This window comes from Terribacillus saccharophilus (genome assembly GCF_002272745.1).
Classification (GTDB): Bacteria; Bacillota; Bacilli; order Bacillales; family Amphibacillaceae; genus Terribacillus; species Terribacillus saccharophilus_B.
This window is the reverse complement of the sequence record NZ_NPBD01000007.1, coordinates 985,469-997,526: the sequence shown is the minus strand read 5'-3', so window position 1 is coordinate 997,526 and position 12,058 is coordinate 985,469. Positions and strand designations below refer to the sequence as shown.

14 protein-coding genes and 1 riboswitch are annotated in these 12,058 nt (G+C 43.4%); of the genes, 9 read left to right on the top strand and 5 right to left on the bottom strand.

From position 1 onward, the window contains the following. Positions 1-172: 172 nt before the first annotated feature. The 3 genes from CHH58_RS12080 to CHH58_RS12070 all read left to right on the top strand — a co-directional run bounded on the left by CHH58_RS12080 (position 173) and on the right by CHH58_RS12070 (position 1,999). A complete protein-coding gene (locus CHH58_RS12080) occupies positions 173-1,120 on the top strand; it encodes a 1,4-dihydroxy-2-naphthoate polyprenyltransferase (RefSeq protein WP_095229495.1) in 948 nt (315 codons plus the stop codon). 92 nt (positions 1,121-1,212) lie between these two features. Next, complete coding sequence (locus tag CHH58_RS12075) at positions 1,213-1,599, top strand: hotdog fold thioesterase (protein ID WP_095229493.1); 387 nt, start codon at positions 1,213-1,215, stop codon at positions 1,597-1,599. A 16-nt stretch (positions 1,600-1,615) separates the two neighbouring features. Further along, positions 1,616-1,999 carry a TraR/DksA C4-type zinc finger protein gene (locus CHH58_RS12070; RefSeq protein ID WP_095224296.1) on the top strand — a complete coding sequence of 128 codons (384 nt, stop codon included), beginning with the start codon at positions 1,616-1,618 and terminating at the stop codon, positions 1,997-1,999. 207 nt (positions 2,000-2,206) lie between these two features. Here the strand turns inward: CHH58_RS12070 and CHH58_RS12065 are convergent, their stop codons facing one another. Next, positions 2,207-2,785, bottom strand: a complete 579-nt coding sequence (locus CHH58_RS12065) for an ECF transporter S component (protein ID WP_095218297.1) — start codon at positions 2,783-2,785, stop codon at positions 2,207-2,209. Positions 2,786-2,974: 189 nt separating this feature from the next. Continuing rightward, positions 2,975-3,123, bottom strand: a riboswitch (FMN riboswitch). Between the two features lie 58 nt (positions 3,124-3,181). Further along, a complete protein-coding gene (locus CHH58_RS12060) occupies positions 3,182-4,240 on the bottom strand; it encodes a M20/M25/M40 family metallo-hydrolase (protein WP_095229489.1) in 1,059 nt (352 codons plus the stop codon). A 111-nt stretch (positions 4,241-4,351) separates the two neighbouring features. On the opposite strand from CHH58_RS12060, the gene CHH58_RS12055 reads away from it, so the two are divergent. Then, complete coding sequence (locus CHH58_RS12055; protein WP_095229487.1) at positions 4,352-4,909, top strand: thioredoxin family protein; 558 nt, start codon at positions 4,352-4,354, stop codon at positions 4,907-4,909. A gap of 72 nt (positions 4,910-4,981) precedes the next feature. Here CHH58_RS12055 and CHH58_RS12050 read toward each other — a convergent pair whose 3' ends face one another. Then, positions 4,982-5,782: a phosphotransferase family protein gene (locus tag CHH58_RS12050; RefSeq protein WP_095262561.1), complete on the bottom strand. Its 801-nt coding sequence runs from the start codon at positions 5,780-5,782 to the stop codon at positions 4,982-4,984. A gap of 70 nt (positions 5,783-5,852) precedes the next feature. On the opposite strand from CHH58_RS12050, the gene CHH58_RS12045 reads away from it, so the two are divergent. After that, positions 5,853-6,854, top strand: a complete 1,002-nt coding sequence (locus CHH58_RS12045) for a potassium channel family protein (RefSeq protein WP_170937607.1) — start codon at positions 5,853-5,855, stop codon at positions 6,852-6,854. 41 nt (positions 6,855-6,895) lie between these two features. Here CHH58_RS12045 and CHH58_RS12040 read toward each other — a convergent pair whose 3' ends face one another. After that, a complete protein-coding gene (locus CHH58_RS12040) occupies positions 6,896-8,242 on the bottom strand; it encodes a glucose-6-phosphate isomerase (RefSeq protein ID WP_095262560.1) in 1,347 nt (448 codons plus the stop codon). Positions 8,243-8,387: 145 nt separating this feature from the next. Between CHH58_RS12040 and CHH58_RS12035 the strand changes: the two genes are divergently transcribed. Then, positions 8,388-8,621: a DUF378 domain-containing protein gene (locus CHH58_RS12035; protein WP_038565006.1), complete on the top strand. Its 234-nt coding sequence runs from the start codon at positions 8,388-8,390 to the stop codon at positions 8,619-8,621. 45 nt (positions 8,622-8,666) lie between these two features. Here CHH58_RS12035 and yugI read toward each other — a convergent pair whose 3' ends face one another. Beyond that, positions 8,667-9,032: a S1 domain-containing post-transcriptional regulator GSP13 gene (yugI, locus tag CHH58_RS12030; protein ID WP_038565003.1), complete on the bottom strand. Its 366-nt coding sequence runs from the start codon at positions 9,030-9,032 to the stop codon at positions 8,667-8,669. A gap of 265 nt (positions 9,033-9,297) precedes the next feature. Here yugI and CHH58_RS12025 point away from each other — a divergent pair, with 265 nt between their 5' ends. The 3 genes from CHH58_RS12025 (at position 9,298) to kapB (ending at position 11,740) form a co-directional block, all read left to right on the top strand. After that, positions 9,298-10,113, top strand: a complete 816-nt coding sequence (locus tag CHH58_RS12025; RefSeq protein ID WP_095229479.1) for an alpha/beta fold hydrolase — start codon at positions 9,298-9,300, stop codon at positions 10,111-10,113. 68 nt (positions 10,114-10,181) lie between these two features. After that, complete coding sequence (locus CHH58_RS12020) at positions 10,182-11,363, top strand: MalY/PatB family protein (RefSeq protein WP_095232503.1); 1,182 nt, start codon at positions 10,182-10,184, stop codon at positions 11,361-11,363. Further along, positions 11,360-11,740 (top strand): sporulation phosphorelay system protein KapB, encoded by a 381-nt coding sequence (gene kapB, locus CHH58_RS12015; protein WP_095229477.1) that lies wholly within the window; start codon positions 11,360-11,362, stop codon positions 11,738-11,740. Before CHH58_RS12020 ends, kapB begins: the two co-directional genes overlap by 4 nt. Positions 11,741-12,058: the final 318 nt, after the last annotated feature.

The window sequence follows — 12,058 nt, the reverse complement described above, 5'->3', positions numbered from 1 at the left end:
ATTTACGTTCATTTTCTGATGTCCTTCCCTATTCTATTCCCTTTTTCGCCGATAAACAAGGAGTAGCACTTGATAACTTATTTTAAGTAAGCAATTAACGTTGACAGGCTATCTTTGTTTCCCTAAAATTAATATGATATAATGCCCTGCATTTTTAAGGAGAGAAAGTATTATGCAATCTATCGGGAACGATAACGTGCGACAAGCACTTAATGAGCGCGAAGGCTTCCAAATTTGGTGGCGCCTGATGCGTCCTCATACTTTGACAGCTTCCTTCGTGCCTGTCTTTATAGGAACGATGCTCGCTGCATTGGATGGCAAGATCAACTGGCTCCTTTTCGGAGCTATGCTGCTTGCATGTATGCTGATCCAATGTGCGACGAATATGTTCAATGAGTACTATGACTTTGTCCGCGGACTGGATAATGAGCAGTCTGTTGGAATTGGCGGTACGATCGTACGCGACGGTATCAAGCCGAAAACCGTTTTGTCACTAGCATTGACTTTCTATGCTATCAGCATGCTATTAGGCGTTTATATTTGCATGGAATCCAGCTGGTATATCGCATTAATTGGACTAGCATGTATGCTTTGCGGTTATTTGTATACAGGAGGTCCTTATCCGATTTCCTATACACCTTTTGGGGAATTAACATCTGGAGTTTTCATGGGTGCCATAATCATTTGCATCACGTATTACATCCAGACATTAACACTTACCGGTAATGTCGTATTGATCAGTATTCCAGTGACTATCTTCATTGCGTGTATCAATTTCGCCAATAACCTGCGCGACCATGACGGTGACAAAGTAAACGGCAGAAGAACAGTTGCTATTCTGCTTGGCCGTAAAAAAGGTGTTACCTTCCTTGGGATTTGTTTTATTGCCAGCTATGTAATCACTGCTGTATTCATCGCTGTAGGATTACTTCCAATTTGGGCGGCCATCACATTCTTGAGTATTAAGAAAGCTCGTGATGCTTACCGTGGTTTCATTGGCAAGACAATGCCGCTTGAGATGATGCCTGCGATGAAGGCAACAGGACAAACAAATACGATTTATGGTCTTTTGCTTGTGATCGCTTTACTGATCCAGCAATTCGTACCACTTTCATTCTAACTTTAGAAGCGGGCATCCAGCCCGCTTTTTTATATAGGTTTAATACATACTAGTACGGGAAATACATTACATACAGAAAGCAGGTTACTATTATGAACTTCTCAAATACATTAATGGAGCAGCTGCAAATGCGGGTGGTCGAAGCAAATAAGGATCAGGTTGTGATGGAGATGCCTGTCGGACCGCATAACAGACAACCAATGGGTTTCTTGCACGGCGGTGCCAGCGTAGCTCTGGCAGAAACAGCTGCAAGTATCGGAGGCAACCTGCATGCAGATCCCGCAACACAGAACGTGTTTGGCCTGGAGATCAACGCAAACCATATTCGCAGTGTTCGATCTGGCATCGTAACTGCAGTCGCTTCTCCGATTCATGTTGGAAAATCGACGATGGTATGGCAAATATCCATTTCTGATGAGAATGAGGACCTGCTCTGTATCGCCCGCTGTACGCTGGCCGTTAAAACGAGAAGGCAATAAAGGAGATGGATTGAAAATGGATAAAAATAAATTGGATTATTTCCGTAATCAATTGCTTGCGATGAAGGAAGAAGCAGAGGAACAAATTAAAGGAAACGATAGTTATAACAGCGCTAAAGAATTCCCTAATGATTCTACTGGCGAGCTTTCGACAATTGTCAATCATCCAGGCGACCTTGGCACAGAAATGCATGATCGCGAAACAGCTGAAACACTAAAAGAAGCAGCACGCGAACGTCTTCGCGATATTGAGGATGCACTAGATCGAATTGAAGAAGGCACTTATGGAGTAAGCGAGAAATCCGGCGAACCTATTCCAGAGGAACGGCTAAAGGCTGAACCTACTGCCCGTTTGCTTGTAGAAGAACAAGCTGAAGTTGAAGAAGCAAGAAGAGCTTAAAAAAGTGCATAAGAAAAGGCACCCTCGCAGGGTGCCTTTGTTGATTGCGGCGTGTAAAGCCATGTGGCCACATCCACACGTGTCTAAGACGCGCTTTACCGACTTATGCAATTCAGCTCATCGCTAGAATATTGTAGCATGGACTATCTTACTTTGCAACAACTGTTTTTTAGTCATATAAAAAAGCTCCCGAATCGGGAGCTTTTCTTATGCTGCAGCTGTTCTTTTGCGTTTCGCGAACCAAGGTTTCAGTTTTGCAAATAGCGGTACGAAGACGATTGCTATGATGATACCTTTCAAAAGGTTGAATGGCAGGATACCAGCAACGACTGCTGCCCATTTCGCATCAGCGCTTAGGACAGGAGAACCCAGGAAAATGCTATATAATGGCAGGACAACAAAATAATTTAGTACACCCATTCCGACAGCCATGGTAACTGTACCTGTAGCCAATCCTGACACGAGTGTTTTTTTGCCTGCTTTAAATTTATGATAAAAGTATGCAACCGGCATTACGAAAAGCATGCCTGCCAGGAAATTCGCTACGACACCTACCGGGTCTCCAGCTCCTGTAAAGATAAGATATAATAAGTTCTTGATCGCTTCGACAGCAACACCTGCAAGCGGTGAAAACAGCAGTGCTGCAATTAGTACTGGAATCTCACTGAAGTCTATCTTCAAGTAAGGCGGCAAGAATGGAAGCGGGAAATTTAGCAGCATAAGCACCATGCTGATCGCTCCCAGTAAAGCGAAAGTGATTGATTTTGTTAACTTGGATGAACGCATAATCGTTCTCCTCCTTCATCTTGTTTATCGATTCTAACTCTTGATGAAGGGGAAGCAGCCTATCTACGTTAAAAAGCCCCGGAGCATAACGCTCTGGGGCTTGGAATATACGCAAATAAGCATGAAGATGTTATACATACGAATATCGTATGGAAACAAGGATAGCCCGTTCGGCATCCCTCTTCTGCTTCGTATCTTCTCCCATCCAGACTTTCACTGTCGGTCCCGGACTTGCACCGGATCAGCCGCAGAACTAAGTTCTGCGGGTCACGGACTTCAGCATTGTTTTCCTTGCTGTCACCGTCGGTCGGGAATTGCACCCTGCCCCGAAGATAGAATCGATTTAGTTTTGTTATTATATTATAACTGCTTTCTGTGCATTTGCAACCCTTATGCTTATAGATCCAATGGATTCAAGCTTTCTTCGCCTGTCAGGTTTGCCAGGAATTTTACCAAAAGATCAATCTCCTGCTGAATCACCTCCAGACTGACAGTTTCTACCGGGGAGTGCATATAGCGAAGCGGCAAGGATACTAGCGCTGTCGATACACCTTTACCTGAATAACGCATCTTATCGGCATCGGTTCCAGTAGCCCTTGGTGTCAGTTCATATTGCAGCGGAATGTCTAGTTCCTTCGCTGCTTGCTCCAGCAAGATATTCGCTTTTCGGTTGATCGGTGCACCTTTAGCCAACACAGGACCTCCGTCCAAGCTAACGTCCACTGCTTTCCGTTTGTTGACACCTGGATGATCAGTTGCAAATGTAACGTCACATGCAATCGCTAAATCTGGCTGAATACCAGCTGCTGCGAAATACGCTCCACCCATATTTGTTTCTTCGTTCACTGTGCTGACTGCATATACGCCAACATTAACATTCTCTTTCTTAAGCCGGCGGACAACTTCTCCTACGATGAATGAACCTGTACGGTTATCCAAACCTCGTCCAGTCAAATAACGATCCATCAGCACTGATGGCTGCCGTTGGTAGACGATTAAGTCACCCACTTGTACGTATTGCTCCATTTCCTGTTTGGACTTTGCTCCGCAATCAATATACAGATCCGGCAGTTCAAAGTCACCCTTCACTCCTCCTAGATGCATCGCATTCACACCGACTACACCCGGGATCGTCTTGTTATAACCTAGGACCTGTACAGTCATACCCAATGCTGCTTTTGCATTAAAGCGTCCCATTTCATCAATCTGCAGGAAACCATTCGCGTCAATTCCGGTGACGACCATTGCGATTTCATCACAATGCCCAGCAAGAAGAACTTTGAACTCTGCATCTGGATTTACGACTGCAATAGCATTACCTGACACATCAGTACGCATCTCATCTGCGTATGGAGCATATTCCTTCATCCACTTTTTTTGTATATCCATTTCATAGCTGGACGGAGATGCCGTCCGTAGTAATTCCATTAAAAATTCCTGATTATCTAGTTGCATATGTATTCCGCCTTTATATGTAGTCTTTTATCACTGTAGCATAAACAGAGGCTTATTTGTTTAGTTTATCCTACCGCTCGGGTAAACTAAACATCAGAAAGGATGAGACACATGACGACATTAAACGAATGGTTTGAAAAAGGAATAAATATCGACGCATATTTGGATTCCATGCAAACTCATAAAGAAAATACTATGCATATCTACGATCATTACGAGCTTCCAGCTGATACTGAATTTTTCAACACACTGCGTACTCAGAAACTGCGTGCTATCGTATTGACAGAAGACTGGTGCGGAGATGCCATGCTGAATCTGCCGATTTTTTATCACATCGCACAGGCTGGAGCAATTGATGTCCGCATCCTTCATCGTGATGAGAACTTGGAACTTATGGATCAATATCTGACTAATGGGAAAAGCCGTTCCATTCCGATCATCATCTTTATCAACCAAAATGGTGATGAAGTTGCGAAATGGGGTCCGCGCGCTCCTGAACTGCAAGTGTATATCGATGAATCATTCAGCAATCTTCCAGATAAGGATGCACCTGAATATGAGGAAAAACGTAACCAGATGCTCACTTTCATTACAAAATCATATCGTGACAATACAGACTTCTGGCAGCGCGTTTATGCAAGTCTGAAAAGAGGCCTTGAAGAAGCATAAAAACATCCATTACGGATGTTTTTTTGTTTAGCAGATTTTACACAGCAAGAAATGTGTCACACCTCTTCCATATCACATAAATTGGCGCTCCATTTCGGCTGCCAGCTTGCAGCTTGGTCCATATTCAATCAGCTCATAATACAGTACTAATTTTGCTAGTTGGTCTGCTCGCTGAAAGATTGCTTCCTTATCGGCAGCTTCATAATTACACAGTACTTGTTTCAAGAAATCCGAGCTTATCTGTCTGATTCCAGCAAAATCAATGGCTGGATCACCTACATGCATATCACTGAAATCGATTATTCCGACCTGAGAAGTCGATTCCTCCCACAATATATGCGCTGACCTTAAATCTCCATGGACAACAGCTGTACAATCTGGCTGCAGTTCAGCAAACAATCTCTCCGTGTGATGAATGATGAAAGCAGGTAATTCTGGATAAAAGCTTCTTATTTTTTGATAAAGTGCATCATAATATGATTTGTCTCTTTTTGGCAAACTGTAACTGGTGACGTCCAGTTGGTGGAGTCTTGTGAGAAAGGCTCCTAGCTGACTCGCGACATTTTCAAGTGATACATCTGACATGTTTGCAGAAATCGGATGACCCGGTATGTATGGGTAAAGCATCGCTTCATTACCCTCCGCAGTCATACAGATGGTATATTTCGGCAGCGCAATATTTGTTTTGATCTGCAAATCCTTAAGTAACTTCTCCTCTTCCCGGTTGACTGTCATAGCTTTTTTGCGGACTCGTAATACCCAGCTGTCATTCAGTATATACACATCATGATCCCATCCAGTATGGACGTTTTTCACTCGTCTGATTGGCTCCTCCAAGTATCCTTCCAGCCATGCTGCCGTCATTTTATCCATCTCTGCCCCTCCAGTTCGTTTAAAGCGTGTGAATATACATATACTAACAAAAAAGATGAGGAGGGATAGTATGGTCACACAGTTTCTGCGACGTTTCTATTTCCGCCTTCCTATATTCGTTCGCCTTTTCTCTACTGTACTCGTGGTAATGATATCATTCGGTATCTGTATGCATCAGATAGAACCGAAGCAATTTCCGACTTACTTTGACGGTATTTGGTGGGCATTTGTGACTGCCTCGACTGTGGGCTACGGTGATTTAATTCCTGAAACACTGTATGGCAAGATCCTCGCCATTGTACTCATCCTTTCAGGTGCAGGACTTGTCACCTTTTATTTAGCTACTATTGCTGCTGGAACTGTAAAGTACACCCAGGATCTTTCTAAAGGACTTACCCAATTCAAAGGGAGTAATCATATTATCATTATCGGCTGGAATGAGCGTGCCAGGACATTACTTGGAAAGCTGAACGAAAAACACCCGGAACAGTCTGTCGTCTTGATAGATCAGTCATTGACTATGCTCCCCTATCGAGAACATCCTTTACACTTCATCCGCGGTGACGCATCTGAGGATAAGACGCTTATCAAAGCCAATATCAAGCATGCTAAGACCGCTATCATTACTGCAAACGCTGGTAAAAACGAAAAACAGATTGATTACATGACGATTTTGACAACGATTGCCTTGCGTGGGAACAATCCGAATCTTCATATCGTTGCGGAAGTGCTGACGCATAGCCAAAAGGAAAATCTCCGCCGCGCAGGAGCAGATGTCGTCATTCGTTCAAATGATTTTGTAAGTACATTATTTTTCCACGAAGTGTATCACAAAGAAAAGAAAAATCACCTAGAACTGCTGCTTCATTTTCTGAAAGAACAAGAGATCAGAATCATGTCTTTACCTAATGAGTTAGTTGGTAAAAGTTTCTTTGAAGCTAGTCGGTATTTTGCCCGCAAGGAAAAGACCGCTATCGGATATATGCGAGGAGAAAGCATGGATATGAGCCCAGACTTCCAGGAACCGATGCATCAGGAGGACTGCATCATCACCTTGCAGCATATCGAATAAAAAAATCCCTTCTACCAATAAGGCAAGAAGGGATTTTTTTATTATAATCTTTTTTCAAGTTTTGCTTTTTCTTCTTCATACCCTGGCTTGCCAAGCAGTGCAAACATGTTCTTCTTATATGCTTCCACTCCTGGCTGATCAAACGGATTTACACCAAGCAAGTATCCGCTGATTGCACATGCTTTCTCGAAGAAGTATACCAGATACCCGAAGCTGAACGGATCCAGTGCAGGAACTTCTACGACTAAGTTGGGTACGTTACCATCTGTATGAGCAAGCAATGTACCCTGGAACGCTTTGTAGTTCACTTGATCAACTGTCTGACCAGCAAGATAGTTCAGTCCATCAAGATCTTCCTCTTCCGCTTCTATGGTCACATCAGAGACCGGCTGTTTAACAAGCACAACTGTTTCGAACAAGTCGCGGCGGCCTTCCTGTACATATTGACCAAGGGAATGTAAATCTGTAGAGAAGTTAGCAGACGCCGGGAACAATCCTTTCAAATCCTTCCCTTCACTTTCTCCGAACAATTGTTTCCACCATTCACTGAAATATTGCAATGATGGCTCGTAGTTCACAAGCAGTTCTATATTTTTGCCTTTGTTATATAGAACGTTACGAATAGCTGCGTATTGATATGCCGGGTTTTCCTTCAGATCAGATACAGACAGTTCTTCCTGCGCCTTTTGAGCTCCAGACATGATGCTGTCGATATCAACACCAGCAGCTGCAATTGGCAATAGTCCCACAGCTGTCAGCACAGAGAAACGGCCGCCAACATCATCAGGAATCACGAACGACTCATACCCTTCTTTGCTGGCAAGTGTCTTCAAAGCACCTCTTGCTTTATCCGTTGTGGCATAAATACGCTTGCGTGCTTCATCGACTCCGTACTTCTCTTCCAAATACTTTTTGAAGATACGGAAGGCAATTGCTGGTTCAGTTGTTGTACCACTTTTGGATATAACATTCACACTGACATCTTTACCCTTAATTGCATCAAGCAGCTGATTCAAATATGGGGCACTTATGCTATTGCCGACAAAGAATACTTGTGGTGCTTTTCGGTCTTCTTTAGAAAGTACGTTGAAAAAGCTGTGCGTCAGTGCTTCAATTGCCGCACGAGCGCCAAGATAAGAACCGCCGATTCCGACAACAAGCAAAACATCCGAATCAGATTGGATCTTCTCTGCTGCCTGTTTGATACGAGCGAATTCCTCTTTGTCGTAATCCATCGGCAATTCAAGCCAGCCTAGGAAATCATTGCTGGCACCTGTTTTATTATGTAATTGATCATGCGCAGCCTGCACGAGCGGTGCAAGGTAATCCAGTTCTTGCTCCCCGATATATGGCAACGCTTTCTTATAATCAAATCCGATGTGTGTCATATTCATCCTCCTTGAAACTGCTTACTATAGCAACTTTACCGAAACTGGACAAGTAAATCAAGAATTGTTATAGGAATATAATCGGTCAACAAAGGCATGCTAAGAAAGATTTATCATCTCGCTTCATGAAATGGAGGTTATGCAGTTGAATATGGTACAGCGTATCGCTCTTGTTCTTGTCATTATCGGCGCGATCAACTGGGGACTAGTCGGTTTATTCAACTACGACTTGGTTGCAGGTATCTTTGGTAATGGTAGTCAGGCGGCTGCTTTCCCACGGATCATCTACAGTCTTGTCGGCTTGGCTGGTCTAGTGTCAATTTCCGCTCTGTTCCTAGAGCGTAAAGAAGTGGAAGAAGCGACAACAACCAAAGCATAAATGGATAAATCAAAAAAAGACCCCCTAATATGGGGGTCTTTCTAATTATTTGCCTTCAGTTTGTTTGATCCAATCCTGAAGCTTGTCTTTCAACGTGTTGAATCCTGCTGGAGCATCCTCAGAAACAGCTTGCTTCTGAACGTTAGCTTGCTGCTGCTTTGCAGGTGCTTCTTCTGTAGCACGGATAGAAAGGGAATATTTACCGCTTTGTTCGTTGATATCAAGAATTTTAACTTTAACTTCATCGCCTACAGATAGGTGTTCGTTGATATCTTTTACGAAACCATGAGTCACCTCGGAAATGTGAACCAATCCTTGAACCTGCTCATCCAATGCAACAAAAGCACCGTAAGGCTGGATCCCTGTTACTTTACCTGTCAATACTTGTCCTGTTTCGAACTTCTCTGCCATACTAAACAACTCCTGATTTTTTCTACTTTTATACGCAATAAATAATTCTATCACAGTAAGTTGGTTTCGGCAAAAATTTATATATGTATTATTTTTTTATTAGAATAGGTTTGCAATGAATCATTTTTGGTAATACATAGTTATGTAAGACTTTCTCGTATTCCCCCTGTAGGCAAAGCGATGCGTATCGCTTTGCTATTTTTTTGCATATAAAGTCCAAAATGACCGAAACTAGAACTAATTGCAGGCAAAGGGGCAAGCTAAAATGTCTTACTCGAACCACCATACCTTCTATTATGAAGAAATAGCCATTGATTATCGTATTTACTCTTCTTACAATCATGACAACTCCCGTACAATCCTTCTTCTTCACGGGTTCCTTGCCTCTGGAAGCTGCTTTCACCGCATGATTCCGGAGCTGCGTCAACGGTACCAAGTAGTGACATTAGATTTCCCCCCCTTTGGAAATAGCCAAAAATCGGCCGAAATAGCTTTTTCCTATGAAGACTATACTTGCCTTGCTGCATCTCTTCTTGATCATTTACAGATAAAAAAAATAGATATTGGCGGTCATTCAATGGGCGGTCAAATTGCCATGCGTCTCGCCTATAGCTACCCTGATCGGATAAATAAACTGTTTCTGTTTGCACCATCAAGCTATATGCTGCCAACAGACGCATTCTCAAGCTTGATCGCTTCCGCCAGCATTTTCCCTGCCATTATGCATCTCGCATTCGAAGCCTCCAGTGTTGTCGGATTCCTGCGCCATCTGGTTGCTGATCCTGATAAGGTAACCCTTCGGATGGTGGTGGCGTATAGTATCCCCTTTATGGCTAAGGATCTTTATCCAAGTCTTGCTAGCTTCATCCGAACACGAGGCGGCGATTTGCCAAATGACAGTTTACAGCAGATACAAGCAGACACAACTATTTTCTGGGGAAAGAAGGATCCATTATTGCCCCCTTCCATTGGCTATCGGCTGCTCGCGGAGCTGCCGAATGCTACGCTCCATATCCTTCCTGATGCCGGTCACCTTTTACCTGAGGAAACGCCCGAAACAATTGTCTCGTATATAGAATGATCAAGCCTTTCGCTTTTCGAAGCATTTCTTTATATAATGAGAAAGAAATAATGGAAGGAGTACGGACTATGCATAATTTCGAAACAGTTCATGACCGCAGAAAGACCCGGTCGGTGAAATGGGACAATCTTACAGCATTATATGGAGGAGAAGATGTTCTGCCGATGTGGGTCGCAGATATGGACTTCCAATCACCTCGAGCGGTGATAGACGCCTTGAAGAATAGGGCTGAACATGGTATTTATGGCTATACAATTACAGATGCGAGTATTTCCAAAACCGTATCAAATTGGGTTGAAAAACGCCACGGCTGGCGCATTAAGCCAAGCTGGCTGCTTTACAGCCCCGGGGTTGTAACCAGTCTGCATATGGCTATCCAGACGTTTACAGAACCTGGTGAGCAAGTCGTCATCCAGACACCTGTTTATGCTCCTTTTTACAACGTGGTCACTGCACATGACCGCAAAATTGTAGAAAATCCTTTGCTAGAAGAAAATGGTACATACCAGATGGATTTCGAACACTTGGAGTCATGTTTCCGAGAAGGAGCAAAGACGATGATTCTTTGCAATCCGCATAATCCAGTCGGACGTGTTTGGACGAAAGAGGAGCTGGAACGCTTAGCGAATCTATGTCAAACGTATGATGTTTTACTTTTGTCAGATGAGATTCATGCCGATTTGATTCATGAAGGATATCAGCATATCCCCATTGCCTCCTTGTCTGAAGACGTGAGCAAACGGACAATCACATTCCTGTCCCCGTCAAAAACATTCAATTTGGCAGGACTGCAGGTATCATACAGCATCGTTAAGCAGGATGATATGCGCCAGCAGCTGCAAGAGACCTTCTCTAAGCAAGGCTTCCATATGCTGAATACGATGGCAGTCTCTGCAATGGAAGCCGCTTATACGGACGGCGAGGAATGGCTGGACGGTCTGCTGGACATATTGGCAATCAATCGGAAGCTGACGGAAGAAGCATTGGCTGATACTCCTCTTATTCAGCTTGCACCGCTGGAAGGCACCTATTTGATGTGGCTGGATTGTCGCCAGATGAAGTTGGAACAAAAAGAATTGATGGACTTCTTTGCCAAGAAAGCGAAGCTCGGATTCAATGATGGCATTCAATTTGGAGAAGCAGGTGCTGGATTTGTTCGGATGAACATTGCCTGTCCACCTGAAACGATGCGAGAAGCCCTGGAGCGGCTGACAAACAGCCTCAAAGAATTCGAGGCCGCAGCAGAATGACCATAGAAATCGGCAGCGTCGTAAAGGCACGCTATAAAACGGCTTCCTATGTAGGAAGTATCAAAGAAGAACGCGGCAAGTTTTATTTAGTAGAGATACTGGCAGTCCTCAAGCATCCGCAGCAAGGTGATTTGCATCATCCCAAGGAAACGGAAGATGTTTTCTTCCATGAACGCCGGGCGCTCGCTCACCATGAAAAAGCGAATATACCAAAAACTGCAGTATCTGCATATACAGACACAGTACCGGAGTACTCCGATTCTTTGCGGACAGCAGTTCAGCAGTTAAAGCACGATTTGGAGCAACAGCCCGCCTCGCGCTATCAAGAACTTGCTCTTGCAAACGTGGAGACACTGGAGAAGGATTACTTTAAATAAACGGAAAAGGCAGGAAGCATTGCTCCTGCCTTTTTATGATTATCTTAAACTATTTAGCCGGTGATAAGGGATTATTCAGTTCGAAAATAACTTATAAGAGTGACTATAATCAATGCAGCTGCTGAGGAAATTAGGAAGAGCTTAATGCTATCATTCCGACTCCACCCCATCCTCCAATATAGAAACTACTTAATATACAAAATCATACTAATTGCCATTAAAAAGATTGGAACCAAATACATAAAGGGCTTCTTTTTAATAAAAATCAAAGAAATACCTATAATCACTACTGTTAAAAATACAGTTGCAAGAAAGAAG

Excerpts from the sequence above, each read along its gene's own strand:
- CHH58_RS12080 (WP_095229495.1), top strand. The coding sequence starts at position 173 with ATGCAATCTATCGGGAACGATAACGTGCGACAAGCACTTAATGAGCGC.
- CHH58_RS12075 (WP_095229493.1), top strand. The coding sequence starts at position 1,213 with ATGAACTTCTCAAATACATTAATGGAGCAGCTGCAAATGCGGGTGGTC.
- CHH58_RS12070 (WP_095224296.1), top strand. The coding sequence starts at position 1,616 with ATGGATAAAAATAAATTGGATTATTTCCGTAATCAATTGCTTGCGATG.
- CHH58_RS12065 (WP_095218297.1), bottom strand. The coding sequence starts at position 2,785 with ATGCGTTCATCCAAGTTAACAAAATCAATCACTTTCGCTTTACTGGGA.
- CHH58_RS12060 (WP_095229489.1), bottom strand. The coding sequence starts at position 4,240 with ATGCAACTAGATAATCAGGAATTTTTAATGGAATTACTACGGACGGCA.
- CHH58_RS12055 (WP_095229487.1), top strand. The coding sequence starts at position 4,352 with ATGACGACATTAAACGAATGGTTTGAAAAAGGAATAAATATCGACGCA.
- CHH58_RS12050 (WP_095262561.1), bottom strand. The coding sequence starts at position 5,782 with ATGGATAAAATGACGGCAGCATGGCTGGAAGGATACTTGGAGGAGCCA.
- CHH58_RS12045 (WP_170937607.1), top strand. The coding sequence starts at position 5,853 with ATGGTCACACAGTTTCTGCGACGTTTCTATTTCCGCCTTCCTATATTC.
- CHH58_RS12040 (WP_095262560.1), bottom strand. The coding sequence starts at position 8,242 with ATGACACACATCGGATTTGATTATAAGAAAGCGTTGCCATATATCGGG.
- yugI (WP_038565003.1), bottom strand. The coding sequence starts at position 9,032 with ATGGCAGAGAAGTTCGAAACAGGACAAGTATTGACAGGTAAAGTAACA.
- CHH58_RS12025 (WP_095229479.1), top strand. The coding sequence starts at position 9,298 with ATGTCTTACTCGAACCACCATACCTTCTATTATGAAGAAATAGCCATT.
- CHH58_RS12020 (WP_095232503.1), top strand. The coding sequence starts at position 10,182 with ATGCATAATTTCGAAACAGTTCATGACCGCAGAAAGACCCGGTCGGTG.
- kapB (WP_095229477.1), top strand. The coding sequence starts at position 11,360 with ATGACCATAGAAATCGGCAGCGTCGTAAAGGCACGCTATAAAACGGCT.